General features: G+C 45.6%; 26 protein-coding genes and 1 tRNA gene. 6 read left to right on the top strand and 21 right to left on the bottom strand.

The window, feature by feature from the left end:
• Window position 1: 1 nt before the first annotated feature.
• The 14 genes from HFELIS_RS03515 to alaS all read right to left on the bottom strand — a co-directional run bounded on the left by HFELIS_RS03515 (window position 2) and on the right by alaS (window position 13652).
• Window positions 2-643 carry an ATP-binding cassette domain-containing protein gene (locus tag HFELIS_RS03515; protein WP_013469161.1) on the bottom strand — a complete coding sequence of 214 codons (642 nt, stop codon included), beginning with the start codon at window positions 641-643 and terminating at the stop codon, window positions 2-4.
• Window positions 640-1254, bottom strand: a complete 615-nt coding sequence (locus HFELIS_RS03510) for an ATP-binding cassette domain-containing protein (RefSeq protein WP_013469160.1) — start codon at window positions 1252-1254, stop codon at window positions 640-642. The genes HFELIS_RS03515 and HFELIS_RS03510 overlap by 4 nt, the downstream gene beginning before the upstream one ends.
• On the bottom strand, window positions 1247-2020 hold the full coding sequence (locus HFELIS_RS03505) for an ABC transporter permease (protein WP_231844209.1): 774 nt from the start codon (window positions 2018-2020) through the stop codon (window positions 1247-1249). Before HFELIS_RS03505 ends, HFELIS_RS03510 begins: the two co-directional genes overlap by 8 nt.
• Before the next feature lie 5 nt (window positions 2021-2025).
• Window positions 2026-3000: an ABC transporter permease gene (locus HFELIS_RS03500; RefSeq protein ID WP_148229982.1), complete on the bottom strand. Its 975-nt coding sequence runs from the start codon at window positions 2998-3000 to the stop codon at window positions 2026-2028.
• Window positions 2975-4510, bottom strand: a complete 1536-nt coding sequence (locus tag HFELIS_RS03495) for an ABC transporter substrate-binding protein (RefSeq protein WP_013469157.1) — start codon at window positions 4508-4510, stop codon at window positions 2975-2977. Before HFELIS_RS03495 ends, HFELIS_RS03500 begins: the two co-directional genes overlap by 26 nt.
• A gap of 107 nt (window positions 4511-4617) precedes the next feature.
• Complete coding sequence (locus HFELIS_RS03490; RefSeq protein ID WP_013469156.1) at window positions 4618-5493, bottom strand: rod shape-determining protein MreC; 876 nt, start codon at window positions 5491-5493, stop codon at window positions 4618-4620.
• A gap of 6 nt (window positions 5494-5499) precedes the next feature.
• A complete protein-coding gene (locus HFELIS_RS03485; RefSeq protein ID WP_013469155.1) occupies window positions 5500-6537 on the bottom strand; it encodes a rod shape-determining protein in 1038 nt (345 codons plus the stop codon).
• Between the two features lie 13 nt (window positions 6538-6550).
• Window positions 6551-7891: an ATP-dependent protease ATP-binding subunit ClpX gene (gene clpX / locus HFELIS_RS03480; protein ID WP_013469154.1), complete on the bottom strand. Its 1341-nt coding sequence runs from the start codon at window positions 7889-7891 to the stop codon at window positions 6551-6553.
• Complete coding sequence (gene lpxA / locus HFELIS_RS03475; protein WP_013469153.1) at window positions 7888-8682, bottom strand: acyl-ACP--UDP-N-acetylglucosamine O-acyltransferase; 795 nt, start codon at window positions 8680-8682, stop codon at window positions 7888-7890. Before lpxA ends, clpX begins: the two co-directional genes overlap by 4 nt.
• The gene (fabZ, locus tag HFELIS_RS03470; RefSeq protein ID WP_013469152.1) at window positions 8679-9176 is read right to left on the bottom strand and encodes a 3-hydroxyacyl-ACP dehydratase FabZ; all 498 of its coding nucleotides are present in this window, start codon (window positions 9174-9176) and stop codon (window positions 8679-8681) included. The genes lpxA and fabZ overlap by 4 nt, the downstream gene beginning before the upstream one ends.
• Before the next feature lie 65 nt (window positions 9177-9241).
• Window positions 9242-9787, bottom strand: a complete 546-nt coding sequence (locus tag HFELIS_RS03465; protein WP_013469151.1) for a YbhB/YbcL family Raf kinase inhibitor-like protein — start codon at window positions 9785-9787, stop codon at window positions 9242-9244.
• Window positions 9788-9878: 91 nt separating this feature from the next.
• The gene (locus HFELIS_RS03460; protein WP_013469150.1) at window positions 9879-10835 is read right to left on the bottom strand and encodes an NAD(P)-binding domain-containing protein; all 957 of its coding nucleotides are present in this window, start codon (window positions 10833-10835) and stop codon (window positions 9879-9881) included.
• A gap of 1 nt (window position 10836) precedes the next feature.
• Window positions 10837-11034: a cbb3-type cytochrome oxidase assembly protein CcoS gene (gene ccoS, locus HFELIS_RS03455; RefSeq protein WP_013469149.1), complete on the bottom strand. Its 198-nt coding sequence runs from the start codon at window positions 11032-11034 to the stop codon at window positions 10837-10839.
• Entirely contained in the window at window positions 11034-13652 is a 2619-nt protein-coding gene (gene alaS / locus HFELIS_RS03450) for an alanine--tRNA ligase (RefSeq protein ID WP_013469148.1), read from the bottom strand. Before alaS ends, ccoS begins: the two co-directional genes overlap by 1 nt.
• 107 nt (window positions 13653-13759) lie before the next feature.
• On the opposite strand from alaS, the gene HFELIS_RS03445 reads away from it, so the two are divergent.
• Window positions 13760-14101, top strand: coding sequence for a hypothetical protein (locus tag HFELIS_RS03445; protein WP_013469147.1), 342 nt, complete (start codon window positions 13760-13762; stop codon window positions 14099-14101).
• On the opposite strand, the gene HFELIS_RS03440 is transcribed toward HFELIS_RS03445, so the two are convergent.
• The 5 genes from HFELIS_RS03440 to HFELIS_RS03420 are packed head-to-tail and all read right to left on the bottom strand — an operon-like array spanning window position 14084 to window position 18320.
• The gene (locus HFELIS_RS03440) at window positions 14084-14395 is read right to left on the bottom strand and encodes an SEL1-like repeat protein (protein WP_013469146.1); all 312 of its coding nucleotides are present in this window, start codon (window positions 14393-14395) and stop codon (window positions 14084-14086) included. The two genes, HFELIS_RS03445 and HFELIS_RS03440, sit on opposite strands and share 18 nt — an antisense overlap.
• Before the next feature lie 41 nt (window positions 14396-14436).
• Window positions 14437-15714, bottom strand: coding sequence for an RNA polymerase factor sigma-54 (locus HFELIS_RS03435; protein WP_041302756.1), 1278 nt, complete (start codon window positions 15712-15714; stop codon window positions 14437-14439).
• The gene (lptB, locus tag HFELIS_RS03430; RefSeq protein ID WP_013469144.1) at window positions 15714-16436 is read right to left on the bottom strand and encodes an LPS export ABC transporter ATP-binding protein; all 723 of its coding nucleotides are present in this window, start codon (window positions 16434-16436) and stop codon (window positions 15714-15716) included. The genes HFELIS_RS03435 and lptB overlap by 1 nt, the downstream gene beginning before the upstream one ends.
• A complete protein-coding gene (gene tsaE, locus HFELIS_RS03425) occupies window positions 16429-16848 on the bottom strand; it encodes a tRNA (adenosine(37)-N6)-threonylcarbamoyltransferase complex ATPase subunit type 1 TsaE (protein WP_013469143.1) in 420 nt (139 codons plus the stop codon). The genes lptB and tsaE overlap by 8 nt, the downstream gene beginning before the upstream one ends.
• Window positions 16845-18320 carry a DNA polymerase III subunit gamma/tau gene (locus HFELIS_RS03420; RefSeq protein ID WP_041302754.1) on the bottom strand — a complete coding sequence of 492 codons (1476 nt, stop codon included), beginning with the start codon at window positions 18318-18320 and terminating at the stop codon, window positions 16845-16847. Before HFELIS_RS03420 ends, tsaE begins: the two co-directional genes overlap by 4 nt.
• Window positions 18321-18407: 87 nt before the next feature.
• Between HFELIS_RS03420 and ggt the strand changes: the two genes are divergently transcribed.
• The 3 genes from ggt to coaE are packed head-to-tail and all read left to right on the top strand — an operon-like array spanning window position 18408 to window position 21399.
• Window positions 18408-20090 carry a gamma-glutamyltransferase gene (gene ggt, locus HFELIS_RS03415; RefSeq protein ID WP_013469141.1) on the top strand — a complete coding sequence of 561 codons (1683 nt, stop codon included), beginning with the start codon at window positions 18408-18410 and terminating at the stop codon, window positions 20088-20090.
• Complete coding sequence (locus HFELIS_RS03410; protein ID WP_013469140.1) at window positions 20090-20809, top strand: spermine/spermidine synthase domain-containing protein; 720 nt, start codon at window positions 20090-20092, stop codon at window positions 20807-20809. Before ggt ends, HFELIS_RS03410 begins: the two co-directional genes overlap by 1 nt.
• Complete coding sequence (gene coaE / locus HFELIS_RS03405; RefSeq protein ID WP_013469139.1) at window positions 20806-21399, top strand: dephospho-CoA kinase; 594 nt, start codon at window positions 20806-20808, stop codon at window positions 21397-21399. The genes HFELIS_RS03410 and coaE overlap by 4 nt, the downstream gene beginning before the upstream one ends.
• 155 nt (window positions 21400-21554) lie before the next feature.
• Here coaE and HFELIS_RS03400 read toward each other — a convergent pair whose 3' ends face one another.
• Window positions 21555-21734 (bottom strand): hypothetical protein, encoded by a 180-nt coding sequence (locus HFELIS_RS03400; RefSeq protein ID WP_013469137.1) that lies wholly within the window; start codon window positions 21732-21734, stop codon window positions 21555-21557.
• Window positions 21735-21844: 110 nt separating this feature from the next.
• Between HFELIS_RS03400 and HFELIS_RS03395 the strand changes: the two genes are divergently transcribed.
• A complete protein-coding gene (locus HFELIS_RS03395) occupies window positions 21845-22612 on the top strand; it encodes a DNA-methyltransferase (protein ID WP_013469136.1) in 768 nt (255 codons plus the stop codon).
• Complete coding sequence (locus tag HFELIS_RS03390; protein ID WP_013469135.1) at window positions 22602-23180, top strand: HNH endonuclease; 579 nt, start codon at window positions 22602-22604, stop codon at window positions 23178-23180. Before HFELIS_RS03395 ends, HFELIS_RS03390 begins: the two co-directional genes overlap by 11 nt.
• 19 nt (window positions 23181-23199) lie before the next feature.
• Here HFELIS_RS03390 and HFELIS_RS03385 read toward each other — a convergent pair.
• A tRNA-Val gene (locus tag HFELIS_RS03385) sits at window positions 23200-23275 on the bottom strand.
• Window positions 23276-23283 lie beyond the last annotated feature (8 nt).

Raw genomic sequence — 23283 nt, 5'->3', positions numbered from 1 at the left:
CTCACTCTACTAATCTCCCCTTTTCTAAGATCAAGTGGCGTTTAAAATACTTTTGAGCAATGGGACCATCATGGGTGATGCAGATGATAGTGGTGTTAAAGCTTTTTTGATAATCCATGAGCACATCCATGATTTCATATTTTAGGCGTTTATCTAAAGCACTGGTAACTTCATCTAAGAGCAAAATAGGAGCTTGGGTGAGCATGGCGCGCGCAATTCCTAATCTTTGCCTCTCTCCTCCACTAAGTTCTCTAGGAAAACGACTTAAAAGGGTGGGTTTAAGTCTGGCGTGCTGTAAAATCATCTCTAAAAGATCATGGCTTTTAAAACGCTGGCACACACTGCTTAAGAGCGCGCTCACGCGTTTGGCTGGATTTAAGGCGTTGAATTGATCTTGAAACACATATTGAATTGTTTGTCTAAATCGTTTGTGCGGGATTGTAAGAATATCCTCATTTTGGTATAAAATCTGCCCCCCGTTAAAAGACTCAAGGCGGGCGATACATTTAACTAAAGTGCTCTTGCCACTCCCACTAGCCCCCATCAACGCCACAGCCTCCCCCTTGTGAATTTCCAAATGAATATCTTGTAGAATGCGCTCCTCCCCATAACTCTTTTGCAACCCCACTACTTGCAAGCTCATCCAAAATACTCTTTCTTAGACCCAAAATAAGCCATCTGTCCACTTTCTAGCACCAACACCTCTTGGCAAAGTTTGAAAGCCACTTCCTCATCATGGGTGATCACCACTCTTTGAGCATCCAATCCTAGCAGTAATTCTATAACACTATTTGTATTGGCACTATCTAGCGAGCTTGTTACCTCATCTAACAAGAGGATTTGCACCTCTAGGGCTAAATTGAGCGCAATTTGCACACGGCTAGCCATGCCCCGACTAAGCTCATAGGGGTAGAGTTGCCACACTTTAGTAGGGACACTCAGACGCTCAAAGATCCCAAACGCCTTTTCTAGCTTATCTTTTAGCACCATCTTAAAGGTGTCCTTAATTTTAAGATTGGGAAAAAAGCAACTGATACAATCCTGAAACACATAACCCGCGCGTGCATTTGTTTCTAATTTGGTGTAACTAAGTTTGAAGTGGGGGGGCAAAATGCCACAAATCGCCTTACACAGCGTGCTTTTACCACTCCCACTACTCCCCAAAATGGCTAAATGCTCAGATGTGCAAAAGCTCACCCCTTGTAAAATAGCTCCTTTGGGGGTGCTCACTTGTAAATGTTCAACTTTAATCATGCTCACTCACCCAATCGCCTGCCCAAGACAAGACAAACACCACGCTAAAAACCGCCAAACCCGGAACCAACACCAGCCACCACACCCCCGTAAAAATTGCTGCAGAGGCTTCATTTAGCATATTGCCCAAACTCGCCTCCCCCACCCTAAGCCCTAAGCCAAAAAAACTTAAGAGCGCTTCTGCGCTGATGGCATGCGCGCATGTATTCACAAAAAGCACGAACACGCTAGCCTTAGCCACGGGCAACATTTCAGAAAACATGAGCGCAAAACGCCCTGCCCCTAGTCCCTTTTCATTCAACACAAACTCGCAGGTGCTGATATTAGCAAAGGTATCATAAAGCACCTTTGCCATATTGCCCCACAAAAACAACGCCAAAAGCCCGCTCAAGGCTAGAATGCTAAAACCATGCGCGCTAAAGGCACTGAAAAGCAAAACGAGCAATAGATTTGGTAAGGACAAAAAGCCATCTAAACAGCGCAATAAGAATATACGCGCCCATTTGGGAGCGTTGAGGGTAGTGAACACGAACACAAAGGCGATCAATAACGCAAGTAGTCCGCTTAAAAGCCCGATTAAAATTGAGTTTCTTAAACCAAATAAAAGTCTAGAAAATTCGTCCCTGCCTAAAAAATCCGTGCCTAAGAGATAGGTGCTACTTGGGGGTAGTTTGAGCATGTCTAAATTGACCTGCGCAGGATCAAAGGGGGCGCAAAGGGGCAATAAGACAAGCACAACAAGCACCAAAAGACCATAGAGAATCATCTTTTTCAAACGCGCCATCTTGGATTTAAGATTTTTGCCACCACTTCCACAAAGAGATTAAAAATCACGACTACAAAAGTGCTTAGCAAAATGATACTTAGAGCTAGTGGGTAATCTTTGCTCAATAGGGCACTAATGGTGGTGCTACCCAGCCCTCCGATAGAAAACACGCTTTCTACTACATAAGTGCCCCCTAAAATCCCGGCTGCATTGCTCCCAAAATAGCTCACAATGGGCAGTAGAGAATAGCGCAAGACTAATTTAATGATATTGCCCTCACTCACCCCCCATGAGCGATAGCTGGTAATAAAGGGCTCTTTGAGGGTGTCTAGCACCACTGAACGCACTAAACGGGTGTAAATGGCTAGGTGCGAGAGAGTGAGCACGGCTACAGGGAGCACCATGTGGTGTATTAAATCGCCCAAACTCGGCTCAACTCCTAACTCATAGACTCCTGAGCTAGGGAACAAGCCCAAGAGCACGCTAAAGATCATAATAGCCATCAAGCCTAGCCAAAAACTAGGGATGCTAAAAAACCCCAAAGTGGCAAACATGATTGCCCTATCCCACAGAGAATCCTTAAAAAACGCGCTCAAGCTCCCTAATAAAATCGCTAAAATAAAGCTCAAAACAAAACTTGTCAACCCTAAAATGAGAGTGTAGGGCAGGCGATCTTTAAGAATGTCAACAACCCTCTCCCCACTAGCCAAGCTCACGCCTAAATCCCCATGCACAGCCCGCCATAACCACTCCACATAACGCACCAAGAGGGGGCGATTCAAGCCTAGATTATCTAGCATACGCTCTTTAATAAGAGGATTAGCCGCCTGAATGCTATCTCCATAGACCCCAGAGACCACACTCCCGCTAGAAAAATCCAGCATGACAAAGATTACAAAACTAAAAACCCCTAGGAGTAAAAATACCCCAACTACCCTTTTAAGAATAAAGAAACTAATCTTTGCTCCATGTAGCAACATCATAAGTAAAGCGCGCGCCGTGATGCCCTAAAATCGTGGGTTTTATGCCATGGACATTGCTCCGATAAGCTAAGGGATAGCGCAAATAAACAAGGAAGGCAAAGGGGGGGTTATTGTGCAAAGCCTGAATGAATTTGGCATACCAAAACTTGCGCTTAGAGTTTTGATCGGTGGTGCGCGCCTTTAGCAAGGCTTCGTCTACGGCTTTATCATGGTAGTGGTTGTAATTCCAGCCATTTTCATTAGTGCTCGCATCCATTTTAGAGCTAAACACCCGGTAAGTTTGCACATCCGGATCCAAAGGGCTGCCCCAGCCGATGATGAAGCTATCTACTTTATCGATTTCAAACGCGCCATGGTTTTTGATGATGGCGTTGGCTTTAATGCCGATCTTAGCTAGCTCGCTTTGCAATATTTTAGCTAGGGCAACTCGGAGAGGGTCGCTATTAAAGGCGTAAATGTCAAACTCTAAAGGCTTACCATTTTTATACAAGAATTTACCCTGTAATTTCCAACCCTCTTTGGCTAAAATCTCTTGGGCTTTCTTGGGGTCATAGGGGTAGGCTTTGGCATTCTTATCATTAGCCCAACTGACCTGAATAGGGTTATTGGCCACAAAACCATAGCCGTGTAAAATCTTTTGAGCGATGCGGTGGCGATTAATAGCATAATTAATAGCCTGCCTAATTGTCAAAGATTTTAAGAGGTCATTATGAAAATTAAACATCAAAGCCCGGTAATCCGCACTCTTCATGTCCATAATTTTAATATGGGGATCATGTTCTAAGCCCTTAAGCAAATTAGGCTCAACCAAAGCGACATCTAGCGCGCCGTTTTTAATCTCATAGGTGCGCACATTGTAATCGGGCACGATTTTTAAAATCATCTTTTTGGTTTTGGGTTTACCCCTATAAAAATGCTCATTGGCGACAAAACTAATAAAACTCCCCTTTTGCCACTTGACAAATTTAAAAGGACCTGTGCCGATGGGGTGTTGGTTATAAGAATCCGTATTTAAGTCTTTGCCCTCCAAAAGGTGCTTAGGCAACATGCCAATGCTGAGCGCGTCTAAAAGCGGTGGGAAGGGGGTTTTGAGGGTAATTTTTAGCGTGCAAGGGTCTAAAATATCTACACTCTTCACCTCCTCAAAACTTGCGCGTGCGGGGGCGTTGAGTTTGGTGTTTAAAGCCTGCTCAATGGTGAATTTCACATCCTGCGCGCTAAATTTTTGCCCATCATGCCAGAGAGCATCCTTTCTTAAATGAAAAGTCCAAGTTAAGCCATCTGGGCTAACTTCCCAACTTTTAGCCAAATCTGGCTCAATTTTCATATCCGCGCTAAAACGCGTGAGCCCGCTAAAGACAAAGTCTAGCGCGCTGTCATGGTCCTCATCAAAAAGAGGGTTGATGCGGGTTGTTTCATTTTCAACACCGATCACAATAGTATCTTTAGGCGTAGCGGCAAAAATTTGGGCAATAAACAAGCCAGCTAGTAAAAACTTTTTGATCATAGATTCCCTTTAAATGCTATGTTTTAAGTATTAGTATTATTTGTTGAAAAGTTGGTTAACAAGGGAGGCAAAACCCCCAAATTGAGCAAGTTTTCTAAAACTAAACCTTAGGTTTGTGGACTAGGGGGCGGGGGTGGCGAGATTACAAGGGTGGTATAAAAAAGCATGCGATCTAAGTGTTCAAGTTGTAAGAGGGCTTTTTTATAGGTGTAATGATTGCTAATTTTAGCCACTTTGCCCACGAAGATTCCCGCGCTAAAGATTCCATCCAGCCCGCTTGTAACCACCACATCTCCGGCCTTCAAAGGGGCATAGGCGGGCAAAAAATCCACATAAGTTTTGAAGTTTTGATTAGTGATAAAGCCATAATAAACTTTACCTCCACTTTTGATCGCCACGCTATAACTCGCCTGTGCGTCCCCGTGCAAAAGTCCCACAAAACGCCCATTCTTTTGAAGAGCAATGCCTATAGCCCGCCCAAAAGCTACCATGCCAAAGATTTGATCGCGTGGGTAAGTGCCTTGCACATCTAAGAGAATTTCATAGGGGTTATTAAGTTGCGCAAAGCCATAAACGCGAGTGAGAAGAAAATGAGGCGCTTGGTATAAAGGTGTGGGCGTTTTCTTGGCAGATGGGGTAGGAGTGCCTAGATTTTTTTTGGCATCTGGAGTCGTGTCCGTAGGGGGTGGGGTGTGCGCTAAGTTAGACAAGTCATGAATCTCTAAGGCTAGGGCTTGGTTGCGTGCATTCAGGTCGGCATAAGAGAATTGCAAGCGCCGGTAAGCCTCTAATTCTACTTGGTATTTGGCGATCGTGCTAGCTTGATCGATATGCCTTTGATAGGCGTTGGCAATCGCCTCGCGCAACTGCGAGAAGCCTATCTTAATCTTGTCGCTTAAAAAGCTGCTAGACCCTCGAATGTTGAGTGCCCACAACGCACAAGCAATCAGCACTAAAATAAGTACGGTGCGTTTGTGGAGCACGGATGCCTACAAATCTCCTAAGCTACTCAATAAATCCAAATCTTCAATAGCGCGACTCGTGCCCCGCGCTACGGCTAGAAGGGGTTCTTCGCCCACAAAGACGGGCAATTTTACAATATTACTCAAATATTTATCCAGTCCCCTAATGAGCGCACCCCCACCGGTGAGCACCACGCCATTTTCTACAATATCCCCCGCTAAATCGGGCTTGACTTCCTCTAAAACCGCCTTAAGCGCGTTGCTAATTTCGCGGATTTGCTCTTTGATCGCCTCGCGCACATCCTCGCTACTCAAAGTGATGGTGTTTAAAATCCCACTCACCTGATCGCGCCCGCTGACCTCCATAGTCAAAGGGGGATTGAGCTCGATCGCCGAACCGATGGCAATTTTAATCTCTTCGCCCGTGCGCTCGCCAATTTGTAAGTTATAGGTTTTGCGCACATAATCTACAATGCTCGCATCGAGTTTATTCCCTGCCACGCGGATACTCTTGCTCACCACAAGCCCGCCTAAACTGATCACGCCAATCTCTGTAGTGCCCCCGCCAATATCTACAATCAAACTCCCCTGAGGGTCTTTAACCGGCAAACCCGCCCCAATGGCTGCTGCCATTGGTTCTTCAATCAAGAACACTTCGCGCGCGCCCGCACTCATCGCGCTCTCTTTTACTGCCTTGCGTTCCACACTGGTCAAGCCATAGGGCACACAAACCATGATGCGTGGGCGGATTAGTGTCTTGCGTTGGTGGGCTTTTTCGATGAAGTAGCGAATCATCTTTTCAGTGATTTCAAAATCAGCAATTACTCCATCTTTCATGGGGCGAATCGCTTGCACCCCAGCAGGGGTTTTACCAATCATCTCTTTAGCTTCACTGCCCACGGCTAAAATCTCTTCCATGCGATCGTATTTATTGAGTTTAACCGCTACGATAGAAGGCTCGTTGATAATAATGCCCTGCCCTTTGACAGAAACCACAGTATTAGCTGTTCCTAGATCAATAGCAACATCATGTGAAAAAACACCAATTAATTTATTGAGGATCATAGACTTCTTTCTCTTAAGATGGCATGGGGAGGGTTTTATTCTTTTTGATATAAAGAGGTTTTTCGGTCTGCAGAACACAACCTTTGGTGATGACCACTTGGTAATCTTTTAAGCTAGGCAGATCAAACATCACATCTAGGCTAAAACTCTCAATAATGGATCGCAACCCTCGCGCCCCCACTTTGCGCTTAATAGCTTGATTGGCGATCTCTTCGATGGCTTCTGGTTCAAATACCAAATCCACATCGTCCATTTTAAAGAGCTGTTGGTATTGCTTAATAAGAGCATTTTTAGGTTTGAGTAGGATGTCTACCATTGCTTCTTTGGAAATGGGCTTGAGGGTAGAGATTACAGGTAAGCGTCCGATAAGCTCGGGAATTAGGCCATAATTAATCAAGTCTTCAGGCCCTACTAGGTGTAAAATATCCTCTAGTTGTTCTTTGGTTTTCTTTTCATTACCAAAGCCTAGCACATTGCTATGGATGCGGCGCTTGATGATGTCAATAATCCCATCAAAAGCCCCCCCACAAATGAAAAGAATGTTGGTTGTGTCGATCTGGACAAAATTTTCATTAGGGTGTTTGCGCCCCCCCTTAGGGCTGACATTCACCACACTTCCCTCAATGATTTTAAGCAGGGCTTGTTGCACGCCCTCGCCGGACACATCGCGCGTGATAGAGCGGTTCTCTGAGAGGCGCGCGATCTTGTCAATCTCATCAATAAACACAATGCCCCTCTGGGCGCGCTCTACATCTCCATCGCTGGCCTGCAAAAGACGCGTTAGGATATTTTCCACATCCTCGCCCACATAGCCCGCCTCTGTCAAACTGGTCGCATCGCTAATAGCAATAGGGATATTTAAAAAGCGCGCTAAGGTCTGTGCCATGAGAGTTTTCCCGCTCCCTGTGGGCCCTACCAAAAGAATATTGGATTTAGAAATCTCAACATCATCAAGCGATTCGTTCTCAGAGGCTTTGATTCTTTGGCGTTGTTTTTGCTTTTCTTGATGATTGAGTCTTTTATAGTGATTATAGACAGCCACACTAAAAACCCTCTTCGCCTCTTCCTGACCCACGACATAATTATCAAGAATTTCTTTAAGCACATTGGGCGAGGGCACAAGGGTGTCTGAAGACTTGCTAGCTTGAGGCAGAGAGTTTTCAATTCTCTCAAGGCGTTGCAAATCTAGGGCACTGGGGTGCAGATCAGTATGAAGCTCTTTATAAAGGTATTCGATACAATATTCGCAAATGTGGGTGTCTTTGCCCGATTTGCGAGAAGAAAAAACAAGACGGCGTTGGTAGCCTAAAGTGCTCTCAGGTTTATTGCAAAAGCTACAATAACGGGTGTTCATGCATCCTCCTCTTGAAAATGCGTAGCTTTAAAGGCGATGCCTCGTTGGCTTTCTAGGATAAAATTACAAATTTCTTGAGCGTGGGGGTTATCTGCGTGTTCTTGAAGCAATTTATTAGCGCTATCTCGGATGGAATGTTCCTGAAAGAGTTTTTTATAAAACATGCTAATGAAGTCAATTTCTGCGGACTTTAAGAGTGTGCGCATGCGGTGGCGGTTGATGCCTTTGATAAAGGCGCGATTTCCCTCTACAATGCAATAAGGGGGCACATCCTTACCCAGCGCGCTCGCCCCAGCCACCATACACCCCTTAGCGATACGCACAAATTGGTGGATCGCTGTTACGCCACCAATATTGACATAATCACCCACTTCAATATGCCCGGCTAGGGTTACGCCATTGGCCAAAATACAATGATTGCCAATTTGGCAGTCATGGGCGACATGCACATAGGCCATTAAAAGATTATCATTACCAATACGCGTTACGCCACCTCCACCTTGAGTGCCCGGGTTGATCATGCAATATTCGCGAATCAGGTTGCGTTCCCCGATCACAAGTTGTGTTTCTTCGCCATCGTATTTTAAGTCTTGGGGAATGGTGCCCAAAGTGGCATAAGGAAAGATAGTCGTGTTTTTTTGAATAGTCGTATTACCCAAAAGAGTAACATTATTATAAAGTTCTACGCCCTCTTCTAAGGTAACATGGGGACCAATGACGCAAAAATGCCCGATCCGTGCAGATGGAGCGATGCGGGCTTTAGGATCGATAATAGCAGTGCTTGCAATCATGCTTGCTCTCCTGAGTTCCTTTTACCGCTCTCTTTATCCACGATCATGGCCTTTAACTCCGCTTCTGCCATGATTTTATCATTAACCCTAGCTGTGCCCCCTACTTGCCAAATCATACCCTTATATTTGAGCACCTCCAAATGATAGTGGAGCTGATCGCCCGGGATTACTGGATTGCGAAACTTGACAGAGTCGATAGTCATAAAGTAGACCAATTTAGTTTGTGCAATCTCTGGACTCACTCCAAACAAGCTCACAAAGGCTAAAAGCCCGCCCGCCTGCGCCATGCCCTCTACAATGAGCACCCCGGGGTAAATGGGTTTGCTGGGGAAGTGCCCAGTGAAAACCTCTTCATTATAGGTAATATTTTTATATGCATGCACTTGTTTATAAGTTTCTAGGCGCACCACTCGATCCACAAGCAAAAAAGGGTAGCGGTGAGGGAGAATCTGAGCGATGGCATGGATGTCCATCTCTAGCACACAATTTTGCATACCAAAGCCTTTACGCAGAATTCAAGTAAAACCCCGATTCTAACATGCTCAAGTTTAAAACTCTATTAGCGACGCATTTGAGGGTATTTGAACTCCACGCGCCCCAAGCCTAAAATATGCCCGCGAATCGCATCGTGCAACTCGTTAATGAAAAAGGGAGGTTTTAAATCCACATGCGCGATGTCCAAAGCATAGACCTGAATCAAATAATGGTGATCCCCATTGGGGGGCATGGGTCCAATGTAGGTGCTATTGGCCAAATTGGAGGCGTGTTTTTCCTCTGGGCTCAAAGAGGAGCGCAAATATCCCTCTGTAAGCGAGTTGATCCCCTGAACAATCTGTTTATTTTCCAAAGAGGCGTTTTCGGCTAACTTTGTGCCTATGATATTGCCCACCACCCAGTGGATAAAGGGCTTACCTACCACAGGGGCGGCATCGTCATCTACAATTTCTAGGGCATAGCTCTTAGCTCCGCTCACGCCTTCCCAGCTAATCTCAGGCGATCGCTTGGGCAAACCATGATCTAAGAACTCCGCGCTCGCATTGCCCCCAAATTTAAGATCTAAAAACCCTTGTGTGTCTGTATGTACAAAAACCTTAAAAAATTGCATCCGTTCTCCTTTGTGTTGTGTTGGTGTGGCGCGTGGTTGGGAATAGGCAACCCCTACCAAAACGCAGGCTAGCCATAGCGCTTTAAGCGCACTAGAGCAAGCGACTTTTAAGCACCTGAGCCACTTCAAAGCCCGCATTCAATCCGATCCCAATGCTCGCCCCGGATTTATAAACAATGTCGCCCACAATGTATAAATTAGCAATACTGCTTTCATGTTCGGGGCTCACAAGGGGCAAGTTACTTTCACTTAGGGCTACCTTACATTTTTTGAGAAACTCTAGGGGAGTGGAGCCTCCAATAGCAAAGAGGACGCGATCAAAAAGGGCTTGTGTCCCGTCTTTAAAATGCACCTGCACCTTGCCATCCTCCCCGCTCAAACCCTCAATATCCACGCCCAATTTTTGGTTTAAATTCCTCTCAAAAGCTTCCTCTAAATTCCTCAAATTGTCCTCATTCACACGGCTAAAAGTGGTCTGGCGGTAGTTGAGGGTGGTGTTATTGGTATTAGAGAGCGCGATAGCGTATTCCACTGCCGAATTGCCCCCGCCCACTACTAAAACATCTTCTTTTTCTTTGCAATCATTAATAGTATAGACCACTTGGCGCATCACCTCTACGGGGATGGGATAGGAGGGGCGATTGGGTTGCCCCATCTTGCCAATAGCAATCACCACGCTCTTAGCCTTGAAGACTTGATTAGACCCGCTCACCACTTCAAAATAATGATCTTTTCTAACCACATTCTCAATACTGGTTTTATAAGCCACTTCAATATTATGTTCCTGTAGGGCTTTTTCCATCACCTCTAACGCGCCCTCTTTATCCGTGTCGCTAAAAGGAATATGCCCCTTAATATCCACAACCTGCTTACGATAATCTTTATCTACGCGCTTATGGGCCTTGTAATATTTGCGTATCATCCCACAACTCTGCGCTTCTTTTTCACATAAGAGCACCCTAGCGATCCCATTGAGCTTACACTCCACAGCAGTGGCAATCCCGCTAGGTCCTGCCCCTACCACCACGACATCATATAACTCGCCCATATTATCCTTTCTTCTTAGACTTAACTTCCTCTTGTTTGGCAGTGCGTAGATCGCTAGGGCTGTCATAGAGCAAAACTTCTAACATCTTTTTCTCATCATTAAATTGCTTGCCCTTGAGCCCCCATAAAAAGATGAGCAAGCCAACTAGCCCCAAGATGAGCGAAACAAAGAGCATCAAAAAGAGCGTATTGGTGTGCATCAGCCTGCCATAAAATCCAAAGTGCTTTGTTTGAGTGTTTGGACTAAATGATCAATTTCTTCAGGGGTGAGCGCGCCCCCTTGCTTTTGAATGAGCAAAGACACATAATCGCGTTTGCCTCCCCCTTTATGTCCATAACCTAGGGTGTCTAGCTGGCTTTTCAAGCGAGTCAATAGAGCTAGCATATCCTCACTCCCGACAGATTTAAGCGACAACTCCAAGCCCTGTTTTTGTAAATTAGGATAGAGAAAGAGTGCGACTAAATCTTTTTGTTGTTTTTTATGCGTGTCGATGAGTGCCAAAAACTCCTTAAGGTGTTCTTTTTGGGCGTGCAAAAGGGCGAGTTGTTTATTGCGGATAGAATGCCACTGCACCAAGTGCGCACAATTTGGCTTGGGCGTAGCAGATTGCGCCTTCGTGTCTAAAGCCTTGAGCAGATCAGAGGTTTTTAACTTTTGGCGCGCTTGTCTGAGAGTGGCGCGCTCTTGGGCGATGAATTGGTAATACGTCTTCCCACACACCGCCTCAATGCGCCTCACCCCAGCGCTCACGCTTGAGCTCTTGGTAATGGCAAAACCCCCAATGTGCGCGCTATCGCTCACATGCACCCCTCCGCATGCCTCTAGGCTACCAGCAATGCGCACCACGCGCACCTCTTCTAAATATTTGTCTTCAAACAACATCACTGCCCCGCTCTGTTTGGCAGCTTCTGCTCCCATGTGCTCGATATTGGTGCTAGCTCCCATGCTAATTTGGGTATTTACAAACTCTTCCACCGCTTCGATTTCAGCATCGCTCAAGGCGCGGTAAAAACTAAAATCAAAGCGTAGGCGCGTGGTTTCTATATGACTTCCCTTTTGCTGAATTTGGGCGTTTTTACCCTCAGCTTGTGCAGCTCTGCCCAAAACTTCCCTAAGAGCTAGGTGTAATAAATGGGTTGCGCTGTGGTGTTTGGCAATCTCGGCGCGATCAATCACTTGGGCTATTACGCCATCCCCTACGCGCCCCTCCCTTTTAAACTCCACAAGGCTAATATTGATCGCACCCACTTTTTGGGTGTCTAACACATGGGCGATCGGGTTGTGTGTCAAGTCCAACAACACACCCTTATCCCCAATGGGTCCTCCACCTTGAGGATAAAAGGGAGTTTTGTCCAACACGACATAGGCTTTTGTATTTTGCGCGGCACTTTGCACAGAAACTAGCGCACCCTGATCATCGGGCGCATACAACGCGCGGATGCTCGCTTTCAAACTCTCATGGTGGTAACCCTCAAAAGCATTTGGCTCTAATTTGCTCAAATCCAAAGTTTTTAGGCTATCTTTGGCTCCACTCTGTTTAAATTGCGAGCGCGCTCTTTGCTCCTGCATACACGCCTCATAGCCGGCCAGATCGACCTCAATTCCTTTGTCTCTAAGCATGTCCATGGTCAAATCTAGGGGAAAACCGTAAGTGTCATAGAGCTTAAACGCCACCGCGCCGCTAAAAATTTCATTGCTTTCTGCGAGCGCGCTCTCAAAAAGATGCATGCCCTTTTCTAGGGTGTTTAAAAATAACTCTTCTTCTGCTTTGCATTCGGCTTGCAAACTCTCTTGTTGTTCTTGTAAAATGGAGTAATCGCGCATGGAGGCGCACACACTCCCTAAGATTTTATAGAAAAAGGGCTCGCTGAGTTCGCGCCCTTTGGCATGCTCGAGTAAGTAGCCATGCCTTAGCGCACGGCGCAAAATACGGCGCAGGACATAGCCCCGCCCCGTGTTGTCAAAATACACCCCCATAGCCAGTAAAAACACCACGCTTCTAGCGTGATCGGCTAGCACTCTAAAGGATTCTTTATGCGCGCTGTAGGGCAAATCAAAAACCTCTTCAATGCACGCCATTAAAGGCTTAAACAAAGAGGAGTCAAAGTTGTTTTGCACGCCCTCCAGCAGAGCCTGCACCCTCTCCAGCCCCATACCCGTGTCAATGCAAGGCTGACTTAAAGGGGTGAGCACGCCCTCTTTAGAGCGATCGTATTGCATGAACACCAAGTTCCAAATCTCTAAGAAACGATCCCCCTCGCCCCCGAAATAGTCTTGCTCAGAATGGAAAGCCTGCGCGCCCTGATCGATGTAAATCTCACTGCAATACCCGCAAGGTCCCGTGTCTGCCATCTGCCAAAAATTGTCCTTATCCCCCATTGTCTTGATATGACTCTCAGGCACGAATTTTTGCCACAACTTATAAGCTTGCGTGTCTTTTTCATGCACACTAATGTAAATATCTTTGTTTTGAAAGCCTAGTGTTTTATGCACAAAATCATAGGCATAGGCGATCGCCTCTTCTTTAAAGTAATCAAAAAAGGAGAAATTTCCCAACATTTCAAAAAGAGTATGGTGGCGGTTAGTGTAGCCCACATTTTCTAAGTCATTATGCTTGCCCCCAGCGCGCATGCACAGCTGGGCACTGGTAGCGCGCGGGGTAAAAGGCGCGACTTTACCTAAGAAAATATCTTTAAACTGCACCATGCCCGCATTGGTGAAAAGCAAGCTGGAATCATCGGGCACAAGGCTAGAGCTAGGCACACGCACATGGTTTAAGCGTTCAAAGTGCTGTAAAAAGGCGTTTTTGATGTCCATAGGTTCTCCAAATTCCGCATTATAGCACATCGCATTGGGTTTCTGTTAGATTTTGATTATTTTTAGAAAGTTAGAATGGGAGAGTAAATTCCATGAAAGGATTTTATATGGATGCATTAGTTCAAAATATTAAACAAGAAAACCTATCAGAACTCCTAGAGTTAGCCAAAAAATTAGGCTTTAGCGTAGAAGTCTTTGAGCCTAGGCCTAGCGACCTAGAGATTTTTGCAAACACTCCTGCAGATGGAGCGACTACAACACTACAAGAACAAGGGTGCGGATGTGAATCTAAACCCCACAATTCTAGGGTCTGTAACTCTTATTACAACCCTCTCAACACACACCGCCGAGATCATAAGCGCCACGCAAGCAACGCACACAATCGCCACCACCATAGAGATCACAGAGATCACGGCGGTCACAGCGACCACTCAGAGCCATTTCTCTAGGGCGCGGATCGCTTCCAGGTGGGACTCATCCTGCCCCTCGTAAGTTTGGTAGCGTTTGATCGCCTCTGTATAAAGGTCTTTGGCCTTTTGCAGGTCTTTGGAAACGCCTAAACCCGTTTCATAAGCTTTACCTAGGGCATAGAAGGAATAGCCAAAGTCGCTTGTACCCAAAGCAATATGCTTAAAATGTGAAAAAGCTTGCACATAGACATGGGCTTGGTGGGGGGCTGTGGGGGTGCTCAGACTTGCAAATAAGGCAAACAAGGCATCATCACTTAGTTTCAATGTCTCCATAGGCTTCCTTTTGAAAAAAGAGAATTTTAACACGCCTTGACTTAAGGCGCGCGCAAACTGTAAAGTTTTTTACGCTCTGAAGAGCTAGCGATGTTTAAAAGTTTGCGGTATTTGGTAATAGTGCGGCGCACGATTTTAAGTCCAAATTTATTTTCAACCAATTCTAATAATTTCATATCACTCAAAGGGCGCTGAGGATTCTCCTGTTTGACACTCTCTAAAATAAAATCTTTGATAGAGGTGTTGGAAATATCTCCCTCTAATGCTGTAGTAAAAAAGCTTTTGATAGGGAAAGTTCCACGCGTGCATTCCAAATATTTATTAGCGATGGCGCGCGAGATGGTGCTAGTGGAATAGCCAAATTCATTAGCAATATCCACTAGGCGCATAGGTTTGATCTCCTTGCCTTTAAAAAAATCGTATTGGTATTCCACGAGCATTAATCCAATTTTTAAGAGTGTTTGCTGGCGCATTTGTAGCGCGTCCACCAAATCCCTAGCTTCCTTGAGTTTTTCCTTGAGATAACCGCAAGGCTCTTTAATATTCAATTCTTCGATCACAATTTTAGGATAATACGCATCATTAAGACGCACAGAAATCTCACCATTGTCCTCACAAATAAAAAGATCAGGAATCACGGGCAAAGATACCTCATCAAAATCAATAGCAGGAGGATTTTTAAAAGAAGTGATCACCTTCATGGCTTTAGGATAAGCCTTCAAATGGCTAAAATCCTTATGCTTTTCAAGGTGGTGCACAATCTTAACACAGAGATCGTAAGTGGGCGTGTCTAATTCTTCATGGTGGGTAAGTTGGAAAAGAAAGCTCTCCTCTAGGCTCACTGCTCCCACTCCCGGAGGGTCTAAATAGGCAAAGCGTTGGCGCACTTTTTCATAGTCTTGCGCGTCTACGCCTAAGGCCAAAGCCTGCGCCTGCACATCCCCTTCAAAATATCCTTCGCGATTAAGGTTTTCTATAATGTCGTGGGCAATCTTTAAAGAAGTCTCTGTAGGAAAAAGGGGGGGCAAGAGTTGTTGTTCCAAACTCTCATAAAGAGTAGAGGCATAAACGCTCAAACTCTCAATTTTATCTGTCATAGTGTTTTTGAGGCTGGGGCGAGGGGGCTTGTAAAATTTTTGACTACTAAAGTCCGTGCTCAATGCACTTTGCACGCGCACACAAGGATTGTCTTGAACATAGCCTTGCAGAGTTTCTTCCATCTCTAGGGGTCCGCTTTGTAAAATAGGTAGCCAACTCTTAAGCGTTGCAGAAAGCTTGCCTTTGGGGGCAGGGGTGGGGGTGGGGCGTAAAATAGCCATCATGCTTTAAAATGCTCGCCCAAGTAGTGTTTTCTGACCAGTTCATTGTCATAAATTTGATCACTGCTACCACTAGCGAGCAAAGTCCCACTCTTGATCACATAAGCCCGATGGCACACGCTCAAGGTTTCGCGCACATTGTGATCGGTAATGAGCACCCCGATATTCATCTCTACAAGGTGTTCGATGATCTTTTGAATATCCAACACTGCAATAGGATCCACTCCAGCAAAGGGTTCATCAAGCAGAATGAATTTAGGGCTTTTGATGAGCGCGCGTGCTATCTCTACGCGCCGCCTCTCCCCCCCGCTCAAAGACATGCCCTTGCGATCTTGAATAGCCTGAATGTTAAACGCCTCTAGCATCTCCTCTATGCGTTGCATAGCTTCCTTAGAGGTTTTAAAAGTGGTCTGAGCAGCCAACATGAGATTGTCCAAAACACTCAAATCCTTAAAAATGCTCGATTCTTGAGGGAGATAGCCAATCCCCAAATTAGATCGCTTATGCAAAGGATAACTAGAGAGATCGATGTCATTAAGCGTAACTTTTCCTCCACTAGGTTGCAAGAGCCCGCAAATCATATAAAAAGTCGTCGTTTTACCCGCGCCATTGGGCCCTAGCAAGCCCACTACCTGTCCACTCTCTACCTCTAAGGAAACATCATGCACGATCTTGGTCTTTTTGATCTGTTTGCTCAAATTGATCGCGCTGAGTTTATCCATTATTGAACCTATAGCAACAAAGACGATCTCTTCTCTCTAGGGTGATGATCAGCACTTCAAAACCTGCTTGGATGAGTATTTTCTTTAAAGTCTCCGTCCCCCATTCTACAAAATGCACGCCTACATATTGCAAATGATCCAAAACACCCATCAACAAAAGCTCTTGAACATCTTTGCGGTAAAAATCATAATGGTAAATCTCAAATTCGCCTCCGGGGTAGTGATGCGCTAAAGTAAAAGTAGGCGAAGTGGCTTGAAGAGCGTGGTGGCGTGCGCAAAAGCGTTGTACTAAAGTTGTTTTACCACTAGCCAAATCACCTCGCAACAAAACAATTTGATGTTCTTTGCGGTGTTGGTCCAAATGATCCAACACTCGATCTAAATCCTGCAGTCCTGCTATGATCTCTTTCAAGATTTTTCCACCTTGACATCAACAATCCCTAAATGCTCTTGCATCGCCCCTACTAAATTGGAGTTTTCTTGCATGAATTGCTCGCGTAAATTCGGAGCTGTGGGGGGAGGAGTTGCAGAAGGAGGGGGGGGAGGCTCTGAGGGAGAAGTAACCTTTAGGGCTTGAGCCTGCACGCCCTCACCAAAGACCTCTGCTACAAGTTGTTTGATCAACTCAAAATGTTGCATCAAAATTCCTTTAGCATGGGCATCCGCTCTTGAAACCCACCAAAGAGTTTTATTTTCAAAAGCATGGAATTGGACAAATTTTTTAAAGAGGTTGCCCAAATCGGGATTATGAGCATGAATCCTTACAATAAGCTTCTCAAAAAGTTCTTGAGGGGTGGGTTGTTTGGGTGGTGCTGGAGGTGGTGTTGGAGTTTGAGTGGGTATTGGTGCTGGGCGTTGAGAGAGTGATGGCGCTTGAGGTGTGGGCGTTGCTTGCATTTTGAGCGCGCTCAGAGTTAAGACAAAACCCCCATCCACGCCCGCATGCAAAAGAGACTTGGCTTGGGCCAAAACACCCATCCACGCATCCACTAAATTCAGTGGAAAAGTTTTATGGAGCAGAGCTTCTTTAAGAAAAAGAGACATCTCATCAAGCACCACTTGCGGGTCGTATTCTTCAAAAAGTCTCAAAGAGTCACAGATGCGCTCCGGATTATCCCTAAGAGCTTGAAAAAAATCATGCAAAACTTGCATGTCCACTAGACCTAACATCCGTGTAATCATCTCAAGAGTGAGGGGACCTGCACTGTAATTAATGGCCTGCTCAGTGAGAGTTAAAGTGTCTCGCAAGCTCCCTCCCCCACTTCTAGCTAATATCTCTAAGACCCCCTCTTGGTATTGCACGCCCTCCAAACTTAAGATGTGTTGCAAATGCGCCACAATGGCTTTAGGGGGGATTTTTTTAAAATGAAAATGCTGGGTGCGGCTAAGAATGGTGGCGGGGAGTTTGAGAGGATCTGTAGTGGCCAAAATGAATTTGACACGAGGAGGAGGTTCTTCAAGCGTTTTTAGCAAAGCATTAAAGGCTTCCTTAGTGAGCATGTGCACTTCATCGATAATAAAAATCTTAAAAGCTCCCATGCTAGGTTGGTACTTGGTCTGCTCAATCACTTCTCGTATGTCTTCAATACGGCGGTTAGACGCGCCATCCATTTCGATAATGTCTACATGCTTATTTTGTAGCGCATCAACACAATTAGCGCAGACATCGCAGGGAGTGCTGGTGGGGGCTTTTTCACACTGCAAGGCGCGGGCAAAAATGCGCGCGCTAGAAGTCTTGCCCGAACCCCTAAGCCCACTAAACAAATAGGCATGCGCTAAACGCCCCTGCTCTAAAGCCAAACTTAGGGTTTTAGACACGCTTTCTTGTCCTACCAAATCCTGAAAATGTTTAGGGCGATATTTAAGAGCTAGAACCACAGGCATCCTTTTGGATTTGTGGCATTATAGCCTATTTGTGCTAGCTGTAAGTCTAGCTGTGTTAAGATATTTTAAGAAACATCAGGAGTTAGCATGGTGAGAGTATGGCGTGTAGCGGTGGTGCTATGGGCAAGTGTGGGGATAGCTAGCAGTGTTCTTGCGGCAAGTTTACCCCCCATTAAGGGCAGAGCGTTAGCTCTCTCTAGTCATCCTTTAGCAGATAAAATCGGACAAAAGGTTTTAGATGAGGGAGGGAATGCGATCGATGCGGCAGTAGCAATGGGTTATGCCCTAGCGGTGGTGCATCCGGTGGCGGGCAATTTAGGCGGGGGTGGGTTTGCAGTAATTCACCTAGCCAATGGAGAGAATATTACTTTAGATTTTAGAGAAAAAGCTCCGCTTGGAGCGAGCAGAAACATGTATTTAGATAAAAATGGCAATGTGATTCCTAAGCTAAGCACGGATGGCTATTTGGCTGCTGGAGTTCCGGGCACTGTGGCAGGATTAGAAGCCATGCTCAAAAAATACGGCACAAAAAAGCGCGCGGTGTTGATCCAGCCTGCGATTGAGCTAGCACAAAAGGGTTTTAGACTCACCCAAAGGCAGGGAGAAACCATGCTAGATGCCAAACCTCGCTTTGCCAAATATGCCAGCAGTCGCAAGTATTTTCTTAAAAAGGGTTTGGTCGCCTATAGCGCAGGGGATCTCTTGGTGCAAAAAGATTTGGCTAAAACCCTCACTTTGATTAAAAATGGCGGAGCACAGGCTTTCTATAAAGGTCCTATCGCTGATCTGATCGCAAAAGATATGGCTAAAAATGGAGGAATTATCACTAAAAAAGATTTGGCTAGTTACCAAGTGGTGTGGCGCAAACCCATTGAAGGGAGTTATCGGGGCTATAAAATCATCTCTATGGCACCTCCTAGCTCTGGAGGGACACATATCATAGAAATGCTAAACACAATGGAAAATGCTAATATCCATGACTTGGGCTTTGGCTCTAGCAAGACTATTCATATTATGGCGGAGGCGATGCGCCAAGCCTATGCCGATCGCTCCGTGTTTATGGGCGATCCAGACTTCATTGATGTGCCCACAGCTAGACTTACCGACAAGGATTATGCAAAGAAGATTTATCAAGGCATTCCCAAAGATAAGGCATTGGACAGCGCAAAAATTAACCCCGGTTTGGGACAAATCCATGAGGGCAAGAACACCACGCATTACTCTGTTGCAGACAAATGGGGTAATGCGGTAAGTATCACCTACACCATTAATGATTACTATGGCAGTGCAGCAGCGATAAATGGCGCGGGCTTTTTACTTAATAATGAAATGGATGATTTCTCTATCAAGCCCGGTGTGCCCAATCTTTATGGACTTGTAGGGGGAGACGCTAATGCAATTGAGCCGGGCAAAAGACCCCTTAGCTCCATGTCGCCTACTATTGTGCTCAAACAGAATAAAGTCTTTATGGTGGTGGGTAGCCCCGGAGGGGCGCGCATCATCACCACCGTGTTGCAGGTGATCAGCAATGTCATCGATCATGGCATGAATATCTCTCAGGCTGTGAGCGCGCCACGCTTCCACATGCAATGGTTGCCCGATGAAATCCGCACCGAACCCTTTGGCATGGTTAAAGATGTGCAGGAAAATTTAGAGAAAATGGGTTACAAAATTGTTGTGAAGCCCGTTATGGGTGATGTAAATGCGATTGTTGTGGATCAAAAAAGTCGCCTCATGTATGGGGCACAAGACCCTCGTAAAGAGTTTTAATGACACACCATTTAGAAATTGTCGGAACAGATTGTGCACAAGTAGGGATCGTGCGTCATGACACACAGGAATGGATGTTTTTTCAAAATTATCCCTTTATTCAAAGTGAGTTATTGGCACATGTGAGCGCGTGCGTGCACCCCAACCCTAAACGCGCGCTCATTACCGGAGGGTTTGATACCCAAATCGCTTTTGAATTGCTAAAGCACGAAGACATGCATGTAGATTTTGTGCAAGAAGATCGCGCAATGTTAGAAAACCTACACACCTTTTTGCCTCAATTTCAAGAGACTAAAACCCATGCGCGCTTCAAGCTTTATGATAGGATTTTAGACCTAGATTTACAGCCCTATGACATTATCATCTCTTTAAGCACCCTCAACGCCCACCAAGTGGACGGCTTGCAACGCATGCTAGCCCCTAGGGGTTTCATGGTCTCAGTCGCTCCTAGTCCTCTTCTCGAGCAAGAAGCCTTTAAGGACACGCTCAAAGATTTGCAAACCTGTGCGCAAATTCTGATGCCTTTTAACACCCCCTACGCTCCCACGCCTCAGATTTATCTTTTTATTTCTAAACATTACCACCCCCTAGCGGATATGTTGCTCCAAAAAATCGACATGCTCGATGGCTTGCGTTACTATAATGCTGAAATCCACCATGCTGCCTTTGCCCAGCCTCAGTGGCTCAAGGGCGCGTGCGCGCGTTTGCTTAAAAATTGAATTTAAAACACGCCTTTGTGCTCACCGGGGGGATTGGCACGGGCAAGAGCACGGTAGCTAGTCTCTTAAGCCTGCATGGCTATAGCGTGCTGGATGCGGACAAAATCGCCCATGAACTCTTTGAGCAACACAATACAGAGATCGCCCAGCTCTTCCCTGAGGTGGCTACAAACAACACCATCACGCGCCAAGCTCTAGCCCCACTTATCTTTACTAACAAGAGCGCGCGCACCAAATTAGAGTCCTTGATTCACCCCAAAGTGCGCGCTAAAATGTTAGAGCAAGCCCAAGAACTAGAAGCCCACCACCAGCCCTATTTTTTAGACATCCCGCTTTTCTTTGAAATTGAGGGGATCAAGACCTATGGGATTTCTCAAGTGGTGTTGATTTACGCGCCTAGAGAATTGCAGATTACCCGCCTGCAAACGCGCGATGGCTTAAGTTTAGAGCAAATAGAACAACGCCTCAACACCCAGATGGATGTAGAAATTAAAAAGTCCCTAAGCCCCTTCGTGTTGGATAATTCTAAAGACTTAAAACACTTGCAAGCAGAGGTAGACAGATTGCTAGCCCAAATCAAGGGGAGTTAATACTCATATTCAGTAGGCCCCTTGTCTAGTGATTTAGGGTCTACCCCGCCACGAATATCAAAGCACCCGTCGTGTTCATTGGGCTGTGATTGTAGATTTTTGCAGGAAAGTTAGCATTCTTATGGCAGAGCTCTTCGTAGTAATCTGCCTTTTTCTCATCTTGGGGCACGCAGGGTTTTTTTGTCGTCTTCATTTTTATCCTCATCGGGAAATACAAGATTCCAAGCCTCATCACAACTTGGATCATAAAACAAGGTATCTCGTCCATTCAGACAAAACAACCCAGCCACAAGCCACACCCAAAACGCATTTTTTAGACTAAACAAACCTTGCATTAACAACCCTTTTGGCTAGAAAGTAGTGTATCTCTTTAAGCTTCTACTGAATAGAGACGCGCGCAAATGTGTTAGAATGTCGAGCTCACTATGATCACAATAGGTAATCTATGAAACAAGATATTTTTTTTACCCATAATCAAAGCCGCCTTTATCAAGCTAGCGCGCTTAATTCAGCTCTCTTGCCCCAAGAGTGCCTAGATTGCATCATCACCTCCCCGCCCTACAATGTGGGCATTGCCTATAACGCCAGTCAAGACGCTCAAAGCTACCAAGAATATTTAGACTTTAGCGCGTGTTGGCTGGAGAATGTTTATCAATGGACTAAAACAAGCGGGCGTTTGTGCCTGAACATCCCCTTAGATAAAAATAAAGGCGGAGCGCAGAGTGTGGGAGCGGATTTGATCACTTTGGCTAAAAAAGTGGGTTGGTCTTATCATAGCAGCATTGTGTGGAATGAAGGCAATATCTCTAGGCGCACGGCGTGGGGAAGTTGGCTAAGCGCGTCTGCCCCCTATGTGATCGCCCCTGTGGAGCTCATTGTCATTTTGTATAAACAAGTGTGGAAAAAGCCCTTTAAGGGCGTGAGCGATATTAGCAAGGAGGAATTTATGGCATGGACTAATGGACTTTGGAGCTTTAATGGAGAATCTAAAAAGCGCATTGGACACCCTGCACCCTTTCCTAGGGAATTGCCTCGGCGCTGTATCAAACTCTTTAGCTTTGTGGGGGACACTATTTGCGATCCCTTTAGTGGGAGCGGCACAACTATGATCGAAGCGCACTTAAACCAACGCGCCTTTATAGGGATTGAATTAGACCCTACCTATTGCGCCCTCTCTTATGAACGCTTTTTAAAGGTCCTCAATGAGCATTAGCCAACAAGATTTGATTATGGAGTTTTTCAAGGCCCATCCTCACAGAAACATCGCACACCCGGAGGTGGTCGATTGGGTGGTAAAAGAATACAAAGAGCGCACAGGCAAGGTATTTAGAGACCCCGATCGAGGCATTAGAAAACTCCACCAACAGGGACACTTAATCAAGGTTGGCAAGGGGGTGTATCACTATGATCCTAATTTCACCTTACGCCCAAATTTGGAAGATTTTAGCCCCGCGCTCAAAAAGCAGATTTTAGAGAGAGATGGGTATAAATGCGTGATCTGTGGGGCAGGGCAAAAGGAAGGCGTAGAGTTGCATGTGGATCATATTAAACCTAAAGATTTGGGCGGGCAAGCCAGCTTAGAAAATGGGCAAACTCTGTGTGCACGGCACAATTTCTTAAAGAAAAACTTTAATCAGACTGAAACAGGCAAAAAGATGTTTATGCGCTTATTAGAGAGCGCGCGCAAGAATAAAGAACATGACCTAGTGGCCTTCTTAGAAGAGGTCTTAAGTGTTTATGAAAAGCACGGCATTAACGGACATATAGAGTGGAAGCGATAGGAGAAAACCTAAAGTCCAATGGTGGCCACGACTGGACTTGAACCAGCGACCACTACCATGTCAAGGTAGTGCTCTACCAACTGAGCTACGCGACCACAAATTG

Origin of the sequence: Helicobacter felis ATCC 49179 (assembly GCF_000200595.1) — a bacterium.
In the GTDB taxonomy this organism is placed as follows: Bacteria; Campylobacterota; Campylobacteria; order Campylobacterales; family Helicobacteraceae; genus Helicobacter; species Helicobacter felis.
Note: the sequence above shows the minus strand (reverse complement) of the source record. Positions and strands in the feature narration are given on the sequence as shown.

Coding starts and splice junctions, on each gene's coding strand:
- HFELIS_RS03515 (WP_013469161.1), bottom strand. CDS start 643: ATGAGCTTGCAAGTAGTGGGGTTGCAAAAGAGTTATGGGGAGGAGCGC.
- HFELIS_RS03510 (WP_013469160.1), bottom strand. CDS start 1,254: ATGATTAAAGTTGAACATTTACAAGTGAGCACCCCCAAAGGAGCTATT.
- HFELIS_RS03505 (WP_231844209.1), bottom strand. CDS start 2,020: ATGATTCTCTATGGTCTTTTGGTGCTTGTTGTGCTTGTCTTATTGCCC.
- HFELIS_RS03500 (WP_148229982.1), bottom strand. CDS start 3,000: ATGTTGCTACATGGAGCAAAGATTAGTTTCTTTATTCTTAAAAGGGTA.
- HFELIS_RS03495 (WP_013469157.1), bottom strand. CDS start 4,510: ATGATCAAAAAGTTTTTACTAGCTGGCTTGTTTATTGCCCAAATTTTT.
- HFELIS_RS03485 (WP_013469155.1), bottom strand. CDS start 6,537: ATGATCCTCAATAAATTAATTGGTGTTTTTTCACATGATGTTGCTATT.
- clpX (WP_013469154.1), bottom strand. CDS start 7,891: ATGAACACCCGTTATTGTAGCTTTTGCAATAAACCTGAGAGCACTTTA.
- lpxA (WP_013469153.1), bottom strand. CDS start 8,682: ATGATTGCAAGCACTGCTATTATCGATCCTAAAGCCCGCATCGCTCCA.
- fabZ (WP_013469152.1), bottom strand. CDS start 9,176: ATGCAAAATTGTGTGCTAGAGATGGACATCCATGCCATCGCTCAGATT.
- HFELIS_RS03465 (WP_013469151.1), bottom strand. CDS start 9,787: ATGCAATTTTTTAAGGTTTTTGTACATACAGACACACAAGGGTTTTTA.
- HFELIS_RS03460 (WP_013469150.1), bottom strand. CDS start 10,835: ATGGGCGAGTTATATGATGTCGTGGTGGTAGGGGCAGGACCTAGCGGG.
- ccoS (WP_013469149.1), bottom strand. CDS start 11,034: ATGCACACCAATACGCTCTTTTTGATGCTCTTTGTTTCGCTCATCTTG.
- alaS (WP_013469148.1), bottom strand. CDS start 13,652: ATGGACATCAAAAACGCCTTTTTACAGCACTTTGAACGCTTAAACCAT.
- HFELIS_RS03445 (WP_013469147.1), top strand. CDS start 13,760: ATGGATGCATTAGTTCAAAATATTAAACAAGAAAACCTATCAGAACTC.
- HFELIS_RS03440 (WP_013469146.1), bottom strand. CDS start 14,395: ATGGAGACATTGAAACTAAGTGATGATGCCTTGTTTGCCTTATTTGCA.
- HFELIS_RS03435 (WP_041302756.1), bottom strand. CDS start 15,714: ATGGCTATTTTACGCCCCACCCCCACCCCTGCCCCCAAAGGCAAGCTT.
- lptB (WP_013469144.1), bottom strand. CDS start 16,436: ATGGATAAACTCAGCGCGATCAATTTGAGCAAACAGATCAAAAAGACC.
- HFELIS_RS03420 (WP_041302754.1), bottom strand. CDS start 18,320: ATGCCTGTGGTTCTAGCTCTTAAATATCGCCCTAAACATTTTCAGGAT.
- ggt (WP_013469141.1), top strand. CDS start 18,408: ATGGTGAGAGTATGGCGTGTAGCGGTGGTGCTATGGGCAAGTGTGGGG.
- HFELIS_RS03410 (WP_013469140.1), top strand. CDS start 20,090: ATGACACACCATTTAGAAATTGTCGGAACAGATTGTGCACAAGTAGGG.
- HFELIS_RS03400 (WP_013469137.1), bottom strand. CDS start 21,734: ATGCAAGGTTTGTTTAGTCTAAAAAATGCGTTTTGGGTGTGGCTTGTG.
- HFELIS_RS03395 (WP_013469136.1), top strand. CDS start 21,845: ATGAAACAAGATATTTTTTTTACCCATAATCAAAGCCGCCTTTATCAA.
- HFELIS_RS03390 (WP_013469135.1), top strand. CDS start 22,602: ATGAGCATTAGCCAACAAGATTTGATTATGGAGTTTTTCAAGGCCCAT.